This window comes from Natronococcus occultus SP4 (assembly GCF_000328685.1).
Classification (GTDB): domain Archaea; phylum Halobacteriota; class Halobacteria; order Halobacteriales; family Natrialbaceae; genus Natronococcus; species Natronococcus occultus.
In genome coordinates this window covers 2724221-2745436 of record NC_019974.1, presented here as the reverse complement: position 1 = coordinate 2745436, position 21216 = coordinate 2724221, and the positions used below count along the sequence as shown (strand labels likewise).

Annotated in this window: 21 protein-coding genes and 1 tRNA gene; 10 read left to right on the top strand and 12 right to left on the bottom strand. The window is 65.9% G+C overall.

Annotation, left to right across the window (positions count from 1 at the left end):
• The 4 genes from NATOC_RS13705 to gcvPB all read left to right on the top strand — a co-directional run bounded on the left by NATOC_RS13705 (nucleotide 1) and on the right by gcvPB (nucleotide 6732).
• Nucleotides 1–2445, top strand: a complete 2445-nt coding sequence (locus NATOC_RS13705; RefSeq protein WP_015322048.1) for a heavy metal translocating P-type ATPase — start codon at nucleotides 1–3, stop codon at nucleotides 2443–2445.
• A gap of 98 nt (nucleotides 2446–2543) precedes the next feature.
• Complete coding sequence (locus NATOC_RS13700; protein ID WP_015322047.1) at nucleotides 2544–3773, top strand: AI-2E family transporter; 1230 nt, start codon at nucleotides 2544–2546, stop codon at nucleotides 3771–3773.
• A gap of 131 nt (nucleotides 3774–3904) precedes the next feature.
• Nucleotides 3905–5242, top strand: coding sequence for an aminomethyl-transferring glycine dehydrogenase subunit GcvPA (gene gcvPA, locus NATOC_RS13695; protein WP_015322046.1), 1338 nt, complete (start codon nucleotides 3905–3907; stop codon nucleotides 5240–5242).
• A complete protein-coding gene (gene gcvPB / locus NATOC_RS13690) occupies nucleotides 5239–6732 on the top strand; it encodes an aminomethyl-transferring glycine dehydrogenase subunit GcvPB (RefSeq protein ID WP_015322045.1) in 1494 nt (497 codons plus the stop codon). The genes gcvPA and gcvPB overlap by 4 nt, the downstream gene beginning before the upstream one ends.
• A gap of 6 nt (nucleotides 6733–6738) precedes the next feature.
• Here gcvPB and NATOC_RS13685 read toward each other — a convergent pair whose 3' ends face one another.
• The gene (locus NATOC_RS13685; RefSeq protein WP_015322044.1) at nucleotides 6739–7584 is read right to left on the bottom strand and encodes an acyl-CoA thioesterase; all 846 of its coding nucleotides are present in this window, start codon (nucleotides 7582–7584) and stop codon (nucleotides 6739–6741) included.
• A gap of 277 nt (nucleotides 7585–7861) precedes the next feature.
• Here NATOC_RS13685 and NATOC_RS13680 point away from each other — a divergent pair, with 277 nt between their 5' ends.
• On the top strand, nucleotides 7862–8383 hold the full coding sequence (locus NATOC_RS13680; protein WP_015322043.1) for a DedA family protein: 522 nt from the start codon (nucleotides 7862–7864) through the stop codon (nucleotides 8381–8383).
• A gap of 18 nt (nucleotides 8384–8401) precedes the next feature.
• On the opposite strand, the gene NATOC_RS13675 is transcribed toward NATOC_RS13680, so the two are convergent.
• Nucleotides 8402–10093 carry an NAD(+)/NADH kinase gene (locus NATOC_RS13675; protein WP_015322042.1) on the bottom strand — a complete coding sequence of 564 codons (1692 nt, stop codon included), beginning with the start codon at nucleotides 10091–10093 and terminating at the stop codon, nucleotides 8402–8404.
• Nucleotides 10094–10170: 77 nt separating this feature from the next.
• The gene (locus NATOC_RS22395; RefSeq protein WP_015322041.1) at nucleotides 10171–10335 is read right to left on the bottom strand and encodes a DUF7838 family putative zinc beta-ribbon protein; all 165 of its coding nucleotides are present in this window, start codon (nucleotides 10333–10335) and stop codon (nucleotides 10171–10173) included.
• A gap of 118 nt (nucleotides 10336–10453) precedes the next feature.
• On the opposite strand from NATOC_RS22395, the gene NATOC_RS13670 reads away from it, so the two are divergent.
• From NATOC_RS13670 to NATOC_RS13650, 4 genes are all read left to right on the top strand, one after another.
• Nucleotides 10454–10987: a cob(I)yrinic acid a,c-diamide adenosyltransferase gene (locus NATOC_RS13670; RefSeq protein ID WP_015322040.1), complete on the top strand. Its 534-nt coding sequence runs from the start codon at nucleotides 10454–10456 to the stop codon at nucleotides 10985–10987.
• A gap of 72 nt (nucleotides 10988–11059) precedes the next feature.
• Nucleotides 11060–11134 (top strand) — tRNA-Val (locus NATOC_RS13665).
• A 342-nt stretch (nucleotides 11135–11476) separates the two neighbouring features.
• The gene (locus NATOC_RS13660; protein ID WP_015322039.1) at nucleotides 11477–11746 is read left to right on the top strand and encodes a HalOD1 output domain-containing protein; all 270 of its coding nucleotides are present in this window, start codon (nucleotides 11477–11479) and stop codon (nucleotides 11744–11746) included.
• A gap of 742 nt (nucleotides 11747–12488) precedes the next feature.
• The gene (locus tag NATOC_RS13650) at nucleotides 12489–13634 is read left to right on the top strand and encodes a DsbA family protein (RefSeq protein ID WP_015322038.1); all 1146 of its coding nucleotides are present in this window, start codon (nucleotides 12489–12491) and stop codon (nucleotides 13632–13634) included.
• Between the two features lie 67 nt (nucleotides 13635–13701).
• Here NATOC_RS13650 and NATOC_RS13645 read toward each other — a convergent pair whose 3' ends face one another.
• The 5 genes from NATOC_RS13645 to NATOC_RS13625 all read right to left on the bottom strand — a co-directional run bounded on the left by NATOC_RS13645 (nucleotide 13702) and on the right by NATOC_RS13625 (nucleotide 17892).
• Entirely contained in the window at nucleotides 13702–14040 is a 339-nt protein-coding gene (locus NATOC_RS13645; protein WP_015322037.1) for a DUF7853 family protein, read from the bottom strand.
• Nucleotides 14041–14156: 116 nt separating this feature from the next.
• Nucleotides 14157–14456 (bottom strand): hypothetical protein, encoded by a 300-nt coding sequence (locus NATOC_RS13640; protein WP_015322036.1) that lies wholly within the window; start codon nucleotides 14454–14456, stop codon nucleotides 14157–14159.
• On the bottom strand, nucleotides 14453–15247 hold the full coding sequence (locus NATOC_RS13635) for a succinylglutamate desuccinylase/aspartoacylase family protein (RefSeq protein ID WP_015322035.1): 795 nt from the start codon (nucleotides 15245–15247) through the stop codon (nucleotides 14453–14455). The genes NATOC_RS13640 and NATOC_RS13635 overlap by 4 nt, the downstream gene beginning before the upstream one ends.
• A gap of 58 nt (nucleotides 15248–15305) precedes the next feature.
• A complete protein-coding gene (locus NATOC_RS13630; protein ID WP_015322034.1) occupies nucleotides 15306–16406 on the bottom strand; it encodes a sensor histidine kinase in 1101 nt (366 codons plus the stop codon).
• A gap of 37 nt (nucleotides 16407–16443) precedes the next feature.
• Nucleotides 16444–17892 carry an ATPase domain-containing protein gene (locus tag NATOC_RS13625; RefSeq protein ID WP_049888934.1) on the bottom strand — a complete coding sequence of 483 codons (1449 nt, stop codon included), beginning with the start codon at nucleotides 17890–17892 and terminating at the stop codon, nucleotides 16444–16446.
• A gap of 929 nt (nucleotides 17893–18821) precedes the next feature.
• On the opposite strand from NATOC_RS13625, the gene NATOC_RS13620 reads away from it, so the two are divergent.
• Nucleotides 18822–19037 carry a hypothetical protein gene (locus NATOC_RS13620; protein WP_015322032.1) on the top strand — a complete coding sequence of 72 codons (216 nt, stop codon included), beginning with the start codon at nucleotides 18822–18824 and terminating at the stop codon, nucleotides 19035–19037.
• Nucleotides 19038–19109: 72 nt separating this feature from the next.
• On the opposite strand, the gene gvpM is transcribed toward NATOC_RS13620, so the two are convergent.
• The 4 genes from gvpM to gvpJ are packed head-to-tail and all read right to left on the bottom strand — an operon-like array spanning nucleotide 19110 to nucleotide 21171.
• Nucleotides 19110–19406: a gas vesicle protein GvpM gene (gvpM, locus tag NATOC_RS13615; RefSeq protein ID WP_015322031.1), complete on the bottom strand. Its 297-nt coding sequence runs from the start codon at nucleotides 19404–19406 to the stop codon at nucleotides 19110–19112.
• Nucleotides 19403–20275 carry a gas vesicle protein GvpL gene (gvpL, locus tag NATOC_RS13610; protein ID WP_015322030.1) on the bottom strand — a complete coding sequence of 291 codons (873 nt, stop codon included), beginning with the start codon at nucleotides 20273–20275 and terminating at the stop codon, nucleotides 19403–19405. Before gvpL ends, gvpM begins: the two co-directional genes overlap by 4 nt.
• Nucleotides 20272–20616, bottom strand: coding sequence for a gas vesicle protein K (locus tag NATOC_RS13605; protein WP_015322029.1), 345 nt, complete (start codon nucleotides 20614–20616; stop codon nucleotides 20272–20274). The genes gvpL and NATOC_RS13605 overlap by 4 nt, the downstream gene beginning before the upstream one ends.
• Nucleotides 20617–20619: 3 nt before the next feature.
• A complete protein-coding gene (gene gvpJ, locus NATOC_RS13600) occupies nucleotides 20620–21171 on the bottom strand; it encodes a gas vesicle protein GvpJ (protein ID WP_015322028.1) in 552 nt (183 codons plus the stop codon).
• Nucleotides 21172–21216 lie beyond the last annotated feature (45 nt).

Sequence of the window (21216 nt, the reverse complement as noted above, 5' to 3'; positions counted from 1 at the left end):
ATGACAGACCACACTCACGAACCCGGCTGCACGCTGTGTGAGCTCCCCGTCGAGGGCAGCGACGTCACCGACGACAACGGGAACCGCTTTTGCTGTGTCGGCTGTCGGGACGTCTACGACGCCTTAGGTGACGTCGAGGACGTCGCCCCCGAGGACGTCCGTCGCCAGCGAGCCGATGACGAGAGTCGGGCGGTGCCCGACGATCACGAGTCGACCTACCTCGAGGTCGACGGGATGCACTGTGCGACCTGCGAGGCCTTCATCGAGTCGGCGGCGCTGCGAACAGAGGGGGTTAGCAACGCCGACTCGAGCTACGTCACCGACACGGTCCGGATCGACCACGATCCCGACGCCGTCTCACAGCCTGATCTCCGGGAGGCGATCAGCGGCCTGGGCTACAGCGCCTACGACCGCGAGGACGCGTTCATGCGACGGAAAGCCGACAACTGGATGATGGGCCGGATCATCGTCGGCGTCCTCATGGGGATGATGGTGATGATGCAGTACCTGCTGATCATCTACCCCACCTACTTCGGCGGGCTGTTCTACGACCAGCGGACCTACGAGTTCTTCAGCCAGGCGCTGGCGAGTGACCTCGCGACGCCGTTTTACCTGATGATCGGCGCGCTGACGACGATCGTGCTGGGCGTGACCGGCAAGCCGATCCTGCAGGGCGCCTACGTCGCCACGAAGACCCGGTCGCCGAACATGGATCTGCTGGTGACGATCGCGGCCGTCAGCGCCTACCTCTACAGCACGCTGTCGATCGCGGTCGGGGGCGACCACATCTACTACGACGTCACCGTCGCGATCATCGTCATCGTCTCGGTGGGCAACTACTACGAGTCGACGATCAAGGACAGGGCCACCGAACGGCTCTCGGATCTCACCGCGGTCCAGATCGACGAGGCCCGCCGTGTCCGGCCCGGCGGGAACCACGAGGACGTCGCCGTCGGCGACCTCGAACCCGACGACCGGGTGCTGGTGCGGGCGGGCGAACGGATCCCCGTCGACGGCGAGGTCGTCGACGGCGAGGTCGCGGTCGACGAGGCCGTCGTCACCGGCGAGTCCCTCCCGGTCGGCAAGACGCCGGGCGATCCGGTCGTCGGCGGCTCGCTCGTTACCGACGGCGCCGTCACGATCCGTGTCGGCGAGGACGCCACCAGCAGCCTCGACCGGGTGACCGAACTGGTCTGGGACCTCCAGAGCTCGAGCCACGGGATCCAGAAGCTCGCGGACAAGCTGGCGACGATCTTCGTCCCCCTCGTTCTCGTGCTGTCGGTCGTCGTCACGAGCGTCTACCTGCTGACCGGAGCCGGCGTCGCCGGCGCCCTGCTGGTCGGGCTCACCGTGTTGATCGTCTCCTGTCCCTGCGCGCTCGGGCTGGCGACCCCGCTTGCCGTCGCCGCGGGGATCCGGGACGCCCTGGAGCGATCGATCGTCGTCTTCGACGACACCGTCTTCGAGCGCATCCGCGACGCCGACACCGTCGTCTTTGACAAGACGGGAACGCTGACCACCGGGGAGATGACCGTCGTCGAGACCGATCTCCCGGCGGACGTCCTCGAACGGGCAGCCCGGCTCGAGGGACGCTCGGCTCACCCCATCGGACAGGCGATCGCGGCCGAGCGCCCGGTCGCCGACGGCGGGGCCGTCGAGCCCGCCGCCGCGGCCGACGCAAGCGCTGGCGAGGAGCCGACCGCGGACGGCATCGAGGAGTTCGAGAGCTACCGCAACGGCGTCGCGGGCACCGTCGACGGCGAGGACGTCCTCGTCGGCCACCCCGATCTGTTCCGGGAGCAGGGCTGGACGATGCCCGACGAGCTCGCCGACCGAATCGCCGGGCGCCGCGAGACGGGTCGCGTGCCGGTCGCGGTCGGCCGCGATGGGGTCGCGGAGGGGATGATCGTCGTCGGCGACGAACTCCGGGACGGGTGGTCGGAGACCCTGGCGTCGATCGCCGAGACGGGCACCGATGTCGTCGTTCTCACGGGCGACGACGCCCGCGCGGCCGAGCGGTTCCGCGCGGAGCCGTCGGTCGATCGGGTATTCGCAGGTGTTCCGCCCGAGGGCAAGGCCGAGACCGTCGAACGGCTCAAGCGGACCGGTCGCACGGTCATGGTCGGCGACGGCACCAACGACGCGCCGGCGCTGGCCGCAGCCGACCTGGGGATCGCGCTGGGCGGTGGCACCGCGATGGCCGCAGACGCCGCGGACGTGGCGCTGGTCGACGACGAGATCGATTCGGTCGACACCGTCTTCGAACTCGCCCGGGCTGCCGACCGTCGGGTCAAGGGCAACATCGGCTGGGCGTTCTGTTACAACGGGATCGCGATCCCGCTTGCCGTGACGGGACTGCTCAACCCGCTGTTTGCCGCCCTCGCGATGGGCGCGAGCAGCCTGCTGGTCGTCACCAACTCCTCGCGGTCGCTGCTCGAGGATTGAGACGGAGCACGACCGGGCGATACGCCGTAGCAGGTACGGCGGAACCGATCGGACACCTCAACGCGAAGTAATTAGTTCTGGACCCCCAATCGGCAGCTATGTCGACGCGCCCGGAGCTCTCGGAGTGGCTCTCCGACCGAATGGGGTTGGTCGTTCTCACCGTCGTGAGCGTCCTTCTCGCGGCGCTTATCGTGTTGCCGTATCTCCAGTACGTCCTGCTCGGCGTGATTCTTGCGTACATCCTCATGCCGGCCCAGCGCCAGCTCGAAAAGCACGTTCGGTCGATGACGGCTGCGCTCGTGCTCGTCGTCGTCGCGATCCTGACGATCCTGCTGCCGATGATGTACGTCCTCGCCGTCGCGCTGGGACAGGCCCTCGATATCGCGATGGCCGTCCAGGACGGCTCGCTCAACGTCGAGAACGTCGAACAGCAGATCGAGCTGGAGATCGGCTACGCGATCGACCTCCAGGAAACCTACGACACCTACCAGGAGCCGATCGCGACCGGGCTCCAGGAGGTCGCGACCGGCGCACTGGAGTTCGTCGGCGGGGTGCCGTCGATTCTCATCGGGCTGACGGTGACCGTGTTCGTCCTCTTTGCCCTGCTGCGTGACGGGGATCGACTCGTCAGCTGGGTCCGGTACGTGCTCCCGGTCGAGGACCACGTCCAGCGCGAACTGCTCAACGAGCTCGACCAGCTCATGTGGGCCTCGGTCGTCGGCAACGTCGTCGTCGCGATGATCCAGGCGGTGTTGCTCGGAATCGGGCTGATGGTTCTCGACGTCCCCTCGGTCGTCCTGCTTACCGTCGCCGCGTTCGTCGCTGCGTTGCTCCCGCTGATCGGCGTCTTCGCCGTCTGGATGCCGATCTCGATCTACCTGTTGGTCGTCGGCGAAACCGTTCCGGCGGCGATCCTCGTCGGCTACGGCCTGCTCGTCAGCGCCTCCGACACCTACCTCCGCCCGGCGCTGATCGGCCGAACGAGCGCGTTCAACTCCGCGATCGTCGTCGTCGGGATCTTCGGCGGCCTCGTCGTCTTCGGCGCGGTCGGGCTGTTTATCGGTCCCGTCGTCCTCGGGGGCGCAAAGATCACGCTCGACCTGTTCGCCCGGGAGTGGGCGATCGCGGAGGGGAATCCTCCGGTCGGTCCGCTGCCGGCAGCCGATCCCGCGGCCGAGACGGCGACGGAGACGGGGATCACGGGCGAGTCGGCGCCGGGCGAACCGGCCGTCGACGACTCGAACGGCGCGGACGGACCGGAGCCGGCACCCGAAGACGACTCCGCCGAGGACGGCGAGCCGGGTTCGAGCGATGGCCCGACGCCCTGACCCGACCGACCTCGCTCCCTCGAAGAGGTGCGTTCATTATCCCGTCTCCGTAACTACCATGTATCGTGTCTCGGAACGAAACGGGTGATCGCCACCGCGAACGGTCCCCCGGTCCGAGTCCCTCGCTACCCATGAACGGATCACACGCTACCGGGAGCCCCTATGCTCCCTACACGGACGACGAACGGACGGCGATGCTCGAATCGGTCGGCGTCGACGACGTCGAGGAACTGTTCGACATCCCCGAGGACGTTCGCTTCGACGACGAGTTCGGGATCGACGCGCGAACCGAACGGGAGACGAGACGGCTGGTCCGATCGGTGCTGGGGCGCAACGACGAGCTGACCGAGCTGCTCGGTCGCGGCCACTACGGCTACTACGTCCCCTCGCTGATCGACCACCTGGCGGATCGCTCGGAGTTTCTCACCTCCTACACGCAGTACCAGCCCGAGGTCTCCCAGGGCTTCCTGCAGGCGCTGTTCGAGTACCAGTCGCTGCTGGTCGAGCTGACCGGCCTCGAGATCGCCAACTGCTCGATGTACGACGCCGCCACCGCGCTCGGCGAGGCCGCGACGCTCGCCGACCGGGTTCGCTCGACGAGCGGCCACCGCGTCCTCGTTCCCGATCTCCTGCTCGAGGGACGGCGGAGCACCCTCGAGAACTACGTTGCCGGAACCGACCTCGTCGTCGAGACGTACCCGACCGACGACGCGAACGCGGACCTCGACGCGCTCGCCGACGCCGTCGGCGACGACGTCGTGATGGTCTATGCCGAGAACCCGACGGTGCGGGGAACGATCGAGGAGGGCCTCGATCGGATCGGCGAGCTGGCGGCGGGGGCCGACGCGCTGTACGTCCTCGGGACGGATCCCGTGGCGCTCTCGGTCCTCCAGCGTCCGGCCGACGTGGGCGCCGACGTCGTCGTCGGCGACGCGAGCGTCCTGGGGCTGCCGACCAGCTACGGGATGGGACTGGGGCTGTTCGCCTGCCGCGAGTCGTTCCTCCGGCAGGTCCCGGGTCGGCTGGTCGGCGCGGGCGAGGACGCGACCGATCGGCGGGCCTACACGCTCACCCTCCAGACCCGCGAACAGCACATCCGCCGCGAGCGCGCGACGAGTAACATCTGTACGAACCAGGCCTGGGTGGCGCTGCGAACCGCGATGCACGCCGCCTCGCTGGGGCCCGACGGGATGGTCGATCTCGCCGAGCGGGGCGTGCGACGCGCGACGGAGCTCGCCGAACGCGTCGACGGGATCGTCGGCGTCAGCGCCCCGGTTCACGACCGTCACCACCTCCGGGAGTTCGTCGCCCGCGTCGACCAGCCCGCCCGAGCGGTCGCCGAGGATCTCGAGCAACGGGGCTTCGCCGTCCACGTCGTCGGCGACCACGAGCTCCAGCTCTGTGTCGCGGGCGTCCCCGACGAGCGGCTCGATCCGTTCGTCGACGTCCTCGAGGAGGTGGTACGATGAGCGGCGACGAGCCCGAGCCGACGACTCACGACCGAGTTCGGTACGACCAGGCTCGCTACGTCGAGGACGGCCAGTACGAGCCGCTGCTCTCGGAGAAGGATCTGACGCGCGTCGAGATCGGCGGCGACGGTGACGAAGACGGTGGTTCTCCGCTGCCCGACGAGCTGACACGCGACTCCCTCGAGCTGCCCGCCCTCTCCGAGCCCGAGCTCGCGCGCCACTACACGCGACTCTCCCAGATGATCTACGGGATCGACAGCGGCCCCTACCCGCTGGGGTCGTGTACGATGAAGTACAACCCCAAGTTCACCGAGGACGTCGCGGCACTGCCGAAGGCCGCGGTCCACCCCGATCGCTCGGAGCGCTCGACGCAGGGAACCCTCGAGCTCATGTACCGGCTGCAGGACTACCTCGGTCGGATCGGCGGGATGGACGCCGTGACTCTACAGCCGCCCGCTGGGGCGGCCGGCGAGTTCGTCGGCATCCGGGTCGCGGCGGCCTACCACGAGCACAACGGCGAGGGGGGCCGCGACGAGGTGATCGTCCCCGAGAGCGCCCACGGCACCAACTTCGCGAGCGCGGCACTTGGCGGGTACGACGTCGTCTCGCTGCCAAGCGACGACGAGGGACGGGTCGACCTCGAGGCTCTAGAGGCCGCCCTGAGCGAGGAGACGGCGGCACTGATGTTGACGAACCCGAACACGCTCGGCCTGTTCGAGCGCGACATCGAGGAGATCGCCGAGATGGTCCACGACGTCGGGGGACTGTTGTACTACGACGGGGCGAACCTCAACGCCCTGCTCGGCCGCGCCCGCCCGGGCGATATGGGCTTCGACGTGATGCACTACAACGTCCACAAGACGTTCGCGACGCCCCACGGCGGCGGCGGTCCCGGCGCGGGCCCGGTTGGCGTCGTCGACGAGCTGGCGCCGTACCTGCCGGCACCCCGCGTCCGCGAGGCTGACAGCGGGTCGGAGCCGACCTACGAGCTGTTCGATCCCGAGCGCACGATCGGGAAGGTCCACGGCTACCAGGGCAACTGGCTCGTGCTCGTGAAGGCGTTCGCCTACATCGCCCGGCTCGGCGACGAGGGTCTCGCTGACGCCAGCGCGACCGCGGTGCTCAACGCGAACTACCTCGCGAGCCGGATCGAGTACGACGTCCCCTACGGCCCCTTCCACCACGAGTTCGTCGCCAGCGCCGGCGACCAGGACGCGGCCGACGTCGCCAAGCGGATGCTCGACCACGGCGTTCACCCGCCGACGACCAAGTGGCCGGAGATCGTCCCCGAGGCGCTGATGACCGAGCCGACGGAGGTCGAGAGCAAGGCCACGCTCGATCGGCTCGCGGCCGCCTTCAACGCCGTCGCCGCGGAGGACGACGAGACCCTCGAGGACGCCCCCGAGCAGACGGCCGCCCGGCGCATCGACCAGACCAGCGCGGCGCGAGAGCCCCAGCTGTCCTGGCACGCCCTGGAGAGCGACGAGTAGGGGCCCCTACGTTCGGAACGGTTCGAGCATCGCCTCGTCGAACCGCGCGGGCGCTCCGGACCGATCGAAGCAGCCGTACTCGGTGATCCCCTCGATGTTGGTCCGTCCGTCGCTCGAGAGCTCGTGGGCGACTCGCAGCGTCTCCGTCGACGCCTCCAGGACCTCGCAGTCGACCCGCAGCGTCGTCCCGAACGCGACCGGGGCTTTGAACTCCCAGCGCCAGTCCCGGATCCGGTAGGGCTCTTTCTCGTTTCGCAGCTCCAGGAGGCTCGTCTCGCAGTCCTCGAGGTGGCACTCGAGGGCGACGTCGGCAAAGCGGGGGTACTCCTCGAAGTAAGCCAGCTCCGCGCCCTCGATGTGCGGAGAGCGGATCTCGAAGGTCGACGAGAACGACGCCAGCTCGTCGTCCGCGTCGGTCCCGGCGTCCTCGGGGCCGACTGCGGGAGCCCGGTCGACACAGGCGTCCGCGAACGCTGCCCGGACGTCCTCGGGCAGCGCCAGCGCGGTGCCATCGGAACCGATCGTGACGTGGGTCATCCGTGCCGTCGCCAGCCGTTCCCCGTCGTCGCCGTCGATCTCGTAGAGCAGCTCCACGCTCGAGTCGCCGACGCTCCGGGGCACCGTTTCGACCGAGATCGCCTCGCCGATGCGCGGGTAGCGGTCGACCGAGGTACTGACAACCACCGGGGCATAAGGGATCCCGTCGTCGGCGAGGATCTCCGCGAAGGAGTACTCGAAAGCCGCAGCGACCTCCTGGGTCGAGATCAGCTGCCAGTCGAAAAACGACGCACCGTGCGCGAGCGGGCCGGCGAACTCGCCGAAGCTCACTCGTCGGTCGTCGATCGTTTGCATGTCCTCGATCCTCCGTCGCTGACCCCCAATTCAGTACAGAAACCGGCAAATGACGCTCCGGTCCGTCGGCGAGTCGGTCCTCGCGACGAGGACGTCGCTTCTCCCTGATACTCGCGATCGGCGACGCTCTAGGCTCGTCCCGTCCCTGCTCGAGACGGCCGCACAGTGATTTGTTAGGATTACCACAAAATAAATAACCGCCGGACGGGATCAGATAGTTAACTGGAATGTCGGTGGTGGAACAAATAGGTCGAGCGGCGACGGCCGGAGCCGAGCGATGATCGGGACGACTGCGGCGTCCGTCGAGGCCCTCCAGGCTGCGATCCGGACCTTCGGCCTGCCGGTACTGTTCGGGGTGTTCGTGCTGAAGGGAGCCCTCGTCGGCAAGGTCTTCCCGACGAGCGTCTTCCTTCCCGGCTACGTCGTCGGCAGCGGTCTCACGGGACGGGGCGCCGCGTTGGTTGTCGTCGTCGTCACGGTCGCCCACGTCCTCGGACAGCTAGCGCTGTATCTCGGCGTCAGGCGATACGGCTGGGCCGTCCTCGAGGGGCTTCCCTACGTCGAACTCGACCCCCAGTCCGAGCGGTACCGCCGGCTCGACCGCTGGTTCGAGCGGTACGGCGGGGTTGCGATCTTTACGACCAACATCGTGCCGGTGAGCCGCGGCGTCATCGCCGTCCCCGCGGCGCTGAGTTCGTACTCGACGGCGCGGTACACGCTTCACACCTCGATCGCGACGGTCCTCTACCACGGCGTCTACGTCGGCGCCGCGGTCGCCGGCGTGGCGCTGCTGACCTGACGGGGGCGGCTCGTCGCGCTACCCGTCGTCCTCGAGGTGTTCGAGCAAGGCCGGATGGAGCGGCCCGTTCGAACCCAGCAGCGCCGAGCGCCCCTCGGTCGCGAGTTCGAAGACGAACGGCTCGCTGCGCTCGTCGGTGAGCCGCGCGCCGGCCTCGCGGGCGATCACCAGCCCCGCGGCGATATCCCACGGGTAGGTGTCGTACTCCCAGGTGGCGTCGGCGCTGCCGCTGGCGAGATAACAGAGGTTGAGCGCGGTCGAGCCGAGCCGCCTGACGCCGCGAGTCTCCTGGTAGAACCGCGTGAGAAAGGAGCCGTCGGGGTCGTACCCCGAGATGAGCATGCTCTCGTCGAGGCGGTCCCGGTCTGTCGTCTCGATCGGATCCCCGTCCCGGCGGGCGCCCTGTCCGGCGATCGCGCTGAACAGCTCGTCGGTCTCGGGGACGTAGACGACCCCAACGACGGGATACTCCCGCTCGAGCAACGCGATCGAGATCGAGTAGTTGGGGTTACCGTGGGCGAAGTTCCCGGTTCCGTCGAGGGGATCGACGACCCAGGTGTACTCGGTCTCGCCGACCTCCCGGGGGGACTCCTCGGAGACGATCCCGTGGTCGGGAAACTCGTTTTCGATCACCGTCGTGATGATGCGGTTCGCCTGGTGGTCAGCCTCGGTGACGATATCTGACTTGTCGGTTTTGACCCCGACCGATTCGACCTGTCCGTGCAGCTCCCGAAGCGGTTCGCCGGCTGCCTCGGCAGCTTCGGTCGCGATCCGGCGGGCGCGCTCGCGGATCTCGGCCCCGCCGTCCTCGCCGACACCTCCTTCGGACGCGTCGGCAGCCACCCGTGGCGGCTCGTCGACGTTGCGGACGTCCCAACCGAGCTTCTTCGAAATCGCGGTGAAAAAGTGGTCGTCGTAGCTGGTGTGGACGACGTGTGCGAGCTTCTCGGCACCCGTGACGACCACCTCCTCTCCCTCCTCGAGGAGGGTGTTGGCCCGTCCCCCGTCGACGAGCAGACTCGCCGGTCCCTGCGTCCGAACCCGTAGCTCCGTCTCCGGCGCGACCACGATCGGTCGCACGCCCAGCTGGTGGGTGTGCAGCGGGACCAGCTGGAGCGTGTGGTTGTTCGCCGGGTAGTGGATCGGCCCGTTCGCCGACAGCGAGACGCCCGTCGAGCCCGTCGGTGTCGAAACCGCGATCCCCGTCCCCTCGAACTCGCCGACGTACTCGTCGTCGGCGTAGACGTCGAGCCGGGTGACCTTGCGATCGATCGGGTTCTCCGGGGGGACGTGTTCGATCATCACGTCGTTGATCCCGGTCGCGTCGATTCCCGCCCCGCGGACCGCTACCTGCTGGCGGCTGTCGATCGTCGCCCGCCCGCGAACCACCTCGTCGAGCGCCGCCTCGACGTCCTCGGGCTCGACCCGTGCGAGGAAGGCGAGGGTCCCGGTGTTGATCCCGAGCTGGGGGACCCCCCGCGGGGCGAAGGTCTTGATCCCCTCGAGAAAGGTCCCGTCGCCGCCGACCGTGATCCCGAGGGTGGCTCGGTTCTCGTCGTAGACGTCCTCGATCGGCTCGCCGACGTCGACCGTCGAGAGCTCGATCTCGCGGTCGTCGGCCCAGGCCGCGAGACGAGCGACGACGGCGTCGCTGTCGGGGCTAACGATCGCGATGAGCTCCTCGGTCGTCGCGAGCCTCCGTCCTTGCATCGGTTGGGTCGTCGAACCGCGTCACTATGGGTCTGACGCTCGGTACCGCAAGGTGTCGGTCGAAAACCGTCGTCGGCTCAGGCTGCGCTCGAGTCGATGCCGTCGATCTGCACGAAACCGTAGTCACAGTCCGGGCAGTGCCACTTGATCTTCTCGCCGAGGTGTAGCGTCGTGCTCGCGGCGCGGTAGAACGTCTTTTCGCCGCTGCAGTTCGGACACTCGTGGTCGAGTTCCAGGGCCATGCCGACGGCTACCGTTCGAAGCGAGTTTAACGTACTGATTCGCTCGACCGGCGGGATCGAATCGCGGCGACCCCGCTCCGACGCTGAAACTAAGTGGACACCCCTCCTCGGAGCCGGTATGTCGATCTACACCGGTCGCGGCGACGACGGCGAAACCGACCTCCGGGACATGACCCGAGTCTCGAAGACGGATCCCCGAATCGAGGCCTACGGCACTGTCGACGAACTCAACGCGTTGCTCGGTACCGTCCGTCCGACGGGCCACGAGGACGTCGACGACCGGCTCCGGACGATCCAGAACCACCTCCACGTCGTCCAGGCCGACCTCGCGAATCCCGACCCCGAGGATGACGATCCCGAGATCCGGGCCGAACACGTCGAGACGATCGAGGACTGGATCGACGACTCCGACGAGGAGCTTGAGCCGCTGACCTCGTTTATCCTGCCGACCGGCAGCGACCGGGGGGCGCGGCTCCACCACGCACGCGCGGTCTGTCGGCGCGCGGAGCGTCGCGCCGTCGCGCTGGCCGCGAGCGAGCAGATCAACGAACGGACCGTCGAGTACCTCAACCGCCTCTCGGACGGGTTGTTCACCCTCGCCCGACTGGTCAACCAGCGCGAGGACGAACCCGAGGAGGCTCCTACGTACTGACCGCGGGGACGTCCTCGATCGACGACGAGTGAAAGGAAGGCTTAAGTCGAGCGCACGGATATCACGGAGTGCGGGTTGGTGATCTAGTCCGGTTATGATACCTCCTTCACACGGAGGAAGTCGGCAGTTCAAATCTGCCCCAACCCATTCCTGACGACACAACGACGAGGAGCGGAGTGACGAGTCCGTGTCGTCAGAAACCGTTACGGGTAGATTTGAATCAGACCGAGATTCTGCGAGCGAAGCGAGCAGGTTCTCGGGCGTCGTTCAAATCTGCCCCAACCCACTGCGTTGCGCCGAACGAATCCGTGACGTTTGGCAGATTCCAACGAGACCGGGGTTCTGCGGGGAAAGCGAGCAGATCCTTGGGCGTGGTTTGAGCCCGTTCCCCACTTACAACGTTAAAATTTACTTGCAGAACGATTATCTAGATAACCGCTACGGGTTCATGGCCAAGAAATATCCCTTCGGAAAGTGCACCAGAGTGCAATGACCGAAACGTCGCTCCCTGACCGAAACGAACCCCCCGGAAGCACCTCGGAGAGCGAGCTCACGACCGAGATCGTCTATGCGGTCGCCAGGGTCTCGGATACGGATCCGACGGCCCTGCCGCCGCTGTACGACGTGATCGATACCGACGCGTTAAACGCCCTCGTCGGATGCAGTCGCTCCACGCTCGACTCGATCACCTTCCGCTACTACGGATACACCGTTACGGTCACCGCTGACGGCGACGTCACCGTCGCCTCGACTACCTAGAACGATCCCCTTCCAGCCGGCCTGCACTGTCATCAAACGGCGTTTTTCTCGGACCCGAACGAGTACGTCTAACAGCAGTTTCCGTCCGGAAGCTCACCCGAACGCGGCTCGGTCGATCCGCGTTCGACGCGCTCGCGGACACCGGCGTGGTGTGCTTGCGACTCGAACAGTTCGAACGCCGACTCGAGGACTCGATCGGCGAGCCGTCGCCGCCGGAGCCCGTATCGTTCCGCCCGAGGAGTACGTCCTCGTGGGACGATCGCGGTCTCCGCGACGACCGGTGCGGTCGCGATCGGTGCCGGAACGCTCCTCCGGGGGTTACCGTTCGCGTCGACGGTTCGTTCCCGGATACATCCAGTAACAGAGAGGATATGTGTGAGAATATCGTGGCACAAAAACGCACAGCTAACGAGCGAGATCCGCACCGAGCAGCTTCACGATCGATCTCTCTGACAGTTCATCTGTAATGAAGTTAGGAGCGACTAAACCGACCGGTATCTTTACACCATTTCGAGAATCGAAACTCGATCTGGGGTGAGGATAACCGTTCGGTATCGAAAACAGCGCTGCTTGCTTGCGGTTTTGCTCGTTCGCTCTCGACGAAACTAACGGAGCTGAAACAGTGTCGAGATCGGTTGCCGTTCCGAGAGGTGTCTGGATCGGGTGGAAGTTTCGTAAAGTTCGGGGAAGTATACAGAACGGCTGAACCCGTTTATACGTCTCCCCTGAGCAGAAGCAGTCGATGTCACGGAAGTCGCAGACGACACGTCGAAGTGTACTGACAGCTACTGGGGCCTTCTCGCTGCTCGGACTCGCTGGGGTCGCGTCCGGGAACGCGTCGTCCGACGACGGGATGCCGGTACCGGACGACGCCGACGAGCGTACGTATCCGACGATCGGAACGAACGCCGACGCACCGACCGCTACCTTCTATGGGAACTTCAAGTGTCCCTACAGCGAGGACTTCGTCTCGGGGAACCTCGAGGAGATTATCGCGGAGTTCGTCGCCACGGGCCGACTCAACGTCGAGTTCTGTAATCTCGCCTACGAGCCCGGCGACAGCTCCCAACACTACATCTCCGACAGCGACCCGCGGCTTGCGGCCGTCGGACTCGCAGTCTGGGACGAGGACCCGAACAGCTACTGGCAGTTCGTCAGCGAGACCTACACCGACTCGCCATCGGGATACGTTGGCTACGACGAGCTCGAGGACCGCGCGCGTGCAGCCGACGTAAGCAACGCCGAAGCCTGCATCGAGCGTGCCCAGGCCGGCGAGTACGATACGGCCGTCGAACAGGTTGCTGAGCTGGCAAGCAGTGACGGAATCTCCTTTACGCCACAGCTCGAGCTGGCCGGTGACGCGACCGCGCCACATCACGGGACCCAGACAGTTATCGACTGGATCGAGGCGCGTCTCGAGGACGCACCCGACGGCGAGAAGTCCGAAGACAAGGTTGAGGACGAGACCGAGACGGACGCCGACGAGGCCGAGGAGCCACAGGAGAAGTCGGACGTCGAGGACGAGACCGACGACGCTGACGACGACGATGAGGCGGACGTCGACGAGGACTCCGACGACGACGGCGAGACCGTCGAAGACGGCGAAGAAGTCGACGATGGCGAGTCGGAGGAGGACGTTGAAGCGGACGATTCCGACGCGGACGACGATTCCGACGCGGACGACGATTCCGACGCGGACGACGATTCCGACGCGGGCGACGATTCCGACGCGGGCGACGATTCCGACGCGGACTACGGCGATGACGACGAAAACGACGACGGGTCGACCAGCAGCGGAGGCTCCGGTTCGAGCGGTGGAATCGGCGCCGGCGAGGACTACGATCTCAGCGGTGACCGCACGGTCGACGACCTGCCGGTCGACTGCTAACGTCTACTTTCGAACGCGCTAGCCGTTCGTATCACCGTTTTCGAAAAGTTCCGCTCGGAGCCGGCGCTCAGTCCGCCGGCAGCCGATCGTGTTCGAGTGCAGTCACGACGTGCTCGAGCAGTGACTCGAGCTCGCTCCGTTCGAGTTCCCACCACCCGGTCGACCGCTGATACTCGGCGAGTGTGTTCTGGATCGCCTCGAGCTGTGGTTCCGTAAACCGAAGCTGACCGTCGTCGATCGTATCGAACGCCTGAAACAGCTCGAGGGGCGGCGAATCGACGTCGGTCGCGTCGGTAGCGGTCTCCTCTCGTTCGATCCGGTGGAGCAGGACGTGATGGAGCGTCCAGTGCTCCTCGTGTGACAGCGAGAGGGTGGTCGATCGGGGCGGTCGGGACCTGGATGACATCGGTGTGTACGCGGGGCTATGGGTTGATACACCATAAGTATTGCTAGCAATTCTCATTCAGCGGACGACGGCTGGTCGATCCGATAACAGATGGCTGGACAACAAACGGTGGTCGATTACCGACGAATTTCGTCGTCCGACAGCTGCGCCCGTACCAGCTCGGCGGCGTAGCCGACGGTGACGGAAACGACACAACAGCCGGCCACAAACGGAATCCAGTACGCCCAGAGCTCGAATCGCGGCGCAATGAGGTTCCCGATCGCGGAGCCGATCGTATAGATCAGATACCCCGGGAGCGCGAGCGGCGACAGCAGCGACGTTCTGAGCCAGCCAAGCGCCAGTGGAACGGTAAGCACGAGAAACGTCGCGATCGTTACCGGCGCGACCAGCACGCGGCGAAACGGCGCCACCCTCATCGTTCCTCCAGCAGCCCGTGTCGTTCGAGCGTGGCTGCAGTCATGACTCGCGTCATCTCGTTTTTGGTTTCTCGGTCGAGCATGAAGTTCGTCGTTTCGAATAGATACGACGCGGCGTCGAGTTCGCGTGCAGTCTCGTGAAACAGCAATGGTCCGGAGAGGTGGCTCTCGTGGGCAACGAACCGATGTAACGGGAGATACCAGGGAACGACCTCGTCGTTGAGCGTCGCCGCGAGGACGTCGCCTTCGCTGTCCGGCGAGTAAAAGATCGCCTGGCCGACGTACTCCTGGTGGACGCCGTAGATTCCAAGCGAGCGGTGAAGATCCAACACGACGTCGGGATCGTGGCGCTCGATGGCTTCCCAGATACCGGCTGCGAGCTCGCTCGTCGGCTCGTCGTCGGCCGGGAACTGGCGGTTCAGATCGCCTTCGATCCCCTCGCGCTCGTCGTTTTCGACCGCGACGCGGTCGGTCTCCGGAACGACGACGAGTCGTCCGGCGTCGGGGACCCACTCGGTTGACTCGTGTGCGACGTCGATTCCGTTGTACTCGTCGCCGTGCACGCCCCCGAAGACCATCGCGGTCGGACCGTCCGCCGGGGCGTCGATCACGTACAGCGGCGTCTCGTGGACGGTCCCGGACAGCAGCGTCTCCGTCCTCGTCTCGGGATCGGTGTCCGATCGGCGTGCTCTCGCCACCAGTTCGTGGTCGCCCGTCGGCCGACTCGCTGCGCCGGCGACGGCCGTTCCGGCGAGGGCTCCGCCGGCGGCCAGAATGCGACGTCGCATCATCGGTTCCTAGCAGTGGCCCCTTCCTAAAGCGCCTTCCCATTCGGTGCGTCGACGACCGTCAGTTCCGGCCGGTGTCGACCGCCGGGAGCGTAAACGAAAACGTCGAGCCGGAATCGGCGTTCGACTCCACCCAGATCTGCCCGTCGTGGCGTTCGATAATCCGCTTACAGAGTGCGAGTCCGATCCCGCTCCCGTCGTGTTCCGTGTGGCTGTGGAGTCGCTGAAACAGCTCGAAGATCCGGTCCTGATCGTCGGGATCGATACCGACCCCGTTGTCCGACACCGAAATCTCCCACTCGAGGCCGCTGCGACGCGCGGTCACCCGTACTTGCGGTGACTGCTCGCCGCTGTACTCGATCGCGTTGGAAATCAGGTTCTGAAACACCTGCCGGAGCTGGTCGTCGTCGCCACGGACCCGCGGGAGCGACTCGGCCCTGACGTCGGCGTCGTGTTCGTCGATTTTCATCCGGAGATCCGCGAGCGCCTCGTCGAGGACGCCGTCGAGATCGATCGGCTCGAGCGGGCTCCCCCGCGTATCGATCCGGGAGTACTCCAGCAGCCCCTCGATCATGTCTCGCATCCGGTCGGCGCCGTCGATCGCGTACCCGAGAAACTCCTGGCCCTCCTGATCGAGGTCGTCCTCGTAGCGTTGCTCGATCAGCTGCAGATAGCTCGAGACCATCCGCAGGGGCTCCTGGAGGTCGTGACTGGCGGCGTAGGCGAACTGCTCGAGCGAGCGATTCGACTCCTCGAGTTTCGAGACGTAGTGCATCAGCTCCTGGGACTGGTTGCGTCGAATCAACAGCGTGTTCAGTCGCCGGTAGAGCAGCGTCCGATCGATCGGTGCCTCGACGATGTCGTCGATCAACAGCGGGGAGTCCCGTTCGTTCGGGTTCGGTAGTGGCACCGCGTGGTGTTCGTCGTCGCGGCGAACGAGGACGACGGGACAGAACACCGGATCGGTTTCCTCGACACGCTCGCGAAGCGGGTCGTGGTAGTCGTGAAACGAGTAGTCGTCGACGAGGTAGAGATCGACGTCTTCGACCGACCGCTCCGTCTCGACCTCGTAGCGATCCTCGAGCAGTTGCCGAACCGCAGCGCGATTTCCGTCGTCGTTGATCAGCACCTGGATCGTTTCCGTGCGGTCGGGTCTACTCATGCGTCTGATCGTGAACTCGGACTCCCGTGTGGTCGTGTCATTCGTTTCGGTTGCGGTCGGTCACCTGTGTCATCGGCGACCCCTGGAGGATCCCGTGGAGTCCAGTCAGTGGCTCGCCGACGCGGATGCCGTCGCCGGTGATCTCGAACTCCCGAAGCGTCTTCTCGAAGTTTCCGGTCCGTTTCTTGAGAACGCCGATGACCTTTCGCAGGCTCCCGTCCATCTCGACGTAGCTGACGAACGCGATGTTGTCCGCGATGTAGCTGAGCTGGTTGTCGGTCGCCTCGGAGATGCCGGTGATCTCGGAGATCTCGTTTGTGATGAGGACAGTGACACCCTTGTTCTTGAGATACCGCGCCAGCGCGTGCAGCTCCCGGACGAGCTCCTGTTGCTGGCCCTGGATCGAGATCGTATAGCCGTCGATCCCGTCGATCATCACGATGTCGGTCTCCGCTTCTTCGACCTGATCGATGACCATGTGGGCGAACTCCTCGCTCGAGAGCGAGAGCGGTTCGACCTCGGTTACCGAGAGGGCGCCGTCCTCACGAAGCTCCGTAACCGGGATGTCGATCGCTTCCGAACGGTGGGTGAAGGTTTCCATATTCTCCTCGAACAGGTAGATCGCGGAGTTGAGCCCCTCCTGTGCGGCCTGGGCCAACAGCTGCGTCCCCGTCGAGGTTTTCCCCGCCCCGGTCGGCCCGCTGAGGAAGGTAACGGTCCGCTGATCGAACCCGCCGCCGAGCAGCTCGTCGAGCTCGTCGATCCCCGAGTGGATCCGTTTGGGCGTGAACGTGTGTTCCTGGGACTCCGGGACGAGGCGAGGGAAGATATCGAGGCCGGTTTCGCGGATCTCCATCCCGTGATCGCCACCCATCTGCCCGAGCGCCCGGTGTTTCGTCGCCTCGGCGCGTCGTCCGTCCTCGCCGCGGGTCAGCTTGACGATCCCGTCGCTGAGCGAGCGAAGCTCGGTGTCGTACTCCGGTTTAGAGTACAGCGTCGCCGTCACGACGACGGTGATCTCGTGTTGTTTGAGAAACCGCATAAACGAGAGGATCCGCTTGCGAAACTGGTACTCGTTGGCCTCGACGTATCGGAGCTGTGAGATCGGATCGAGGACGACCCGAGACGGGTTGATCTCCTTGATCGCCTCGTGGATCCGTTTCGTGTAGCGGTCGCGCTCGATGTCGCTCGGTTCGACCAGATCGTAGGAATCGTCGTCGGTGAAAAAGTCCGACTCGGGGCCGAGATCGAGAAATTCAGCGTCGCTAATGTCGATGTTCACTGCCTCGCCGTTGGCCAAGATCTCCCGTCTGGACTCCTCTCCGTGGATGAACAGCACCGTCTCGTCGTTTTTCAGCCCCTCCTCGAGAAAGTGCATCCCGAGCAGCGTTTTCCCGGTGCCGGGCTCTCCGTGGACGAGATACATCCGCCCCTTCGCGAGCCCTCCGTTGAAGATCTCGTCCAGGCCGTTGATCCCGCTGTTCATCAGGGTGATGTCGGGTGCCACATCTCCGATAGAGGGACGTAAGGGGTATTAATCAATTGATTCCCTACGCGGGAAATCTGGATGAATGTTCCCAGAACCGGTCCGAGGACTGTGCAGCTGTTTTCCGATGGGCCGACCGTGACGGCCCGAGCCTACTGATATCGTCGTTCACACGGTTGTAGACAGTGAGCCTACCTGGAAGCCGGGTGGGGGCGGGAACCCACCCTGGCGTGAGAGACATGAGCGTACTCGAGGCGGGGGCGAGTCCACGTCGAGTCCGGGCACGACCGCACGCAATCGGCTGGTCAGCGCGTCGGCGGCGGGCCGAGCGCGTACCCGGCGGGGGGAATCCCCGCAGACGAAGGCAGGACCGAGAGGATCATTGTTATGCGGCGTCTTGCCAACCGGTAGCACGTACGAACTCTCGACAGGGACGGTATAACGCCGTCGTAGCGGTCGGCTACGGCCGAATGAACCGGATCTGTAGTCGACCTCGAGCGACAGCGTCCTCGAGCCGACTGCGCTCGATCGGGGATCGGAAGCGACGACGCAGCGACCCGCGAACCGCGTCGGGGTCGAGATCGCGAGCCGAACGGGCGACAGACGAGGCCGAACCGACATCTCGGGGAACTCCGCCTCGCGGTCGGAATCGCCCCGCGGAAAGACCGCGGTACCGTCCGTTCCGCCTCTGTACATCGACGGTTGTTCGGTTACTAAGATCGGCGCAACGACTCGAACGATCGCGACGCCCGCTTGCGATTATGACGCGTTTACTCGGGTTTCGACCCCCGGGTGATTTCGTCGGGAAGACCGCCGACCGAAACCGTCGTCCGGCTCCGCTTCCGACGCGGGGTAAGACCTCCATAGGTCACCCGACGCCGTCGGTTACAAGCCGGATAACTACAACCGATCACGGCTACCTCCCGGGTATGATCACCTGTGCCAACTGCGAGACGCCGCAGTTCCTGCAGATCGTCCAGAGCCGCGTCTACTTCGAGGACGGAGAGATGATCAACGAGATCTCCGAGAACTACGAGTGTACGCTCTGTGGCGGCACCGGACAGTACGTCTACGACGAGGACCGCGAGGAGGAATCCGTCTCCGGCGAGGTCGAACTCACGACCGAACGGCCGACGTTCGCCTGATCGAACGCCCCCGGAAACCGGGGGCTCGGGTCGCCGTATCGTTCCTGAACACGTCTCGCGGTCGGTGACGGATCACTCGATTTCGTCCCGTTGCTTGCCGTTGACGGTGATCGGTTCGCTTCGCTCGTCGCTTCGCTGGCGCCCGTACTGCCGGCGCTCGACCGCCCTGGCTCGGCGATCGACGTCCCACTTTTCGAACAGTCCGTACTCGGTCATCGTCTCCATCCCGGCGATCGCCGCCGAGAGCTTGATCCCGACCAGGGGGACGTCTGCGACCGAGATGATCACGTCCGCGCGCAAGATCGCGCCGTCCCGAAGGACCACGTCGAGGACGTCGACCAGCGCGTCCTCGTCCTTTTGGGGCCTCACGGGTTCCCCTCCTCGTCTCCGCCGCCCAGCTCCGGTGCGAACGTATACGGCGGCCACGGCCCCGTAAAGCGGACCTCGAGCCCGTCGGTCGCCGCGACGTCGTCGAGTATCGAGCCGATTGCTCCCTCGTCGTCCTCGTGGGCAAGCAGCGTGAGCCGACACAGCGTCTCGCCGTCGGTTTCTTGCTCGTCGGCGACCTCGTCGGAAAGCGACGCCGACGGGGAGCGCTCGAGTGAGTGGACCTCGCGGGCCTCGGCCGCCAGGCGGTCCTCGAGGTCGTCGGTCGCCGACTCCCGACGGTTCGCCCGCACCGTCGCCAGGCGCTGGTCGAGTTTCTTCTCGAGCAGGAACGCCGTTCCCTCCTCGGAGTCGTCGATCTTCGCACGAAGCTCCCGGAGACGGTCGTCGCGATCGATCAGCGTCTCGTCGTCGACGGGGTCGACCTCGACGACCTCGACGCGGTACTCCCAGTGGTCGGCCAGCCCCGACAGCGCGCGCTCGAGGGTCTCGCGTTCCTCGTCGATCCACTCGCGGACGCGCTCGTCGTCGCCCCGGAGGATCGTGTCGAACTGGAACGGGATCGGCGTCCCGAACCGCTCGCTGGCCTCGTCGATGACCGTCTGGTGGCGCACGAGCCAGCGCTTGACCTGCGCGAGATCCGCCGAGTCGTAGAGCCCCTCACAGGCGTGGACGACCGCGCCGATCCCGTCCTCGACGAGGACCGACACCGGCTCGCCGTCGATCCCCTCGATCTCGAGGGTGGCGTCCCCGTCGGTCCGGACGAGACAGTAGAGGTACCGCCCCTCGTCGATCTCGGGGACGTCCTCGTCGTCGATGGCGTCCTCGAGGCTCCGCTCGTCCGAGCTCACTGTTCCTCACCTCCGAACACGGAGTAGCCGGGTTTGTCGGTCGGGGTCGTCTCCCCCTGGAGCTGTTCGATCGCGTCCGAGACCAGCCCGTCGAGGTCGTCGCGGAGGTCCTCGACGCCGTCCTCGATCCCCTCGTCGGCCTTGAGCTGGTCGATCTCGTCCTCGATCGTCGCGAGCTGGGTGCCGAGCCGCTCGATCTCCTCGTCGGTGAGATCGCCCGACTCCATGCGCCGGACGGCCTCGCCCTCGAGGGCCTCGATCAGGATCTCGACGACGGCGATCACGAGGGTCATCAGCCCGTCGCGTGCGTTCTCGCCGTCGCCGACGTCGATCGTGGACACGGTTCAGTCCTCCCCCTCCGTTTCGTCGTCGTTCGCCTCGTCGTCCTCCGTCTCGTCGCTGAGCAGGTCGAATCCGCCGCTGGTCGGCCGGTCGGGATCCGGACTCAGCCCGGGGTGGTCGGCCGCCACGACGTCGTCGTCGCCGTCGGCTTCGTCCTCGTCGTTCGACGCTTCCTCCGTGCCGGGCTCGGCTGTCACGTTGACGCCGCGGGTCGGATCGACCGGCGCGGTCGACTGACGCTCCGCAGCGAGTTCGGGATCGTCGATGGCCTCGGCGAGTCGCTGCATGTCGGTCCCTTCGGGGAACTCGAGTCCGTACTTCGCCGCCGTCTCGAAGGAGGCGATCGCAGCCCGGAGCTGGACGCCGAGCAGCTGGGTGTCACCGATCGAAACCGCGATGTCGGCGTTGATGACGATCCCCTTGTCGAGTAACATCTCGACGACCTCGGCGAGATCGGCCTTCTGACGGCTGGGCTGAAAGTCATCGACCACGGCGATCACCCCGCCTGTCGTCTCGGATACGGCCGTGACCTGGCCGTCGGTTCGACCCCGCATCGATCGCCCTCCGGTCGCGCTCAGCGGGGCTCGGAATACCGGTCT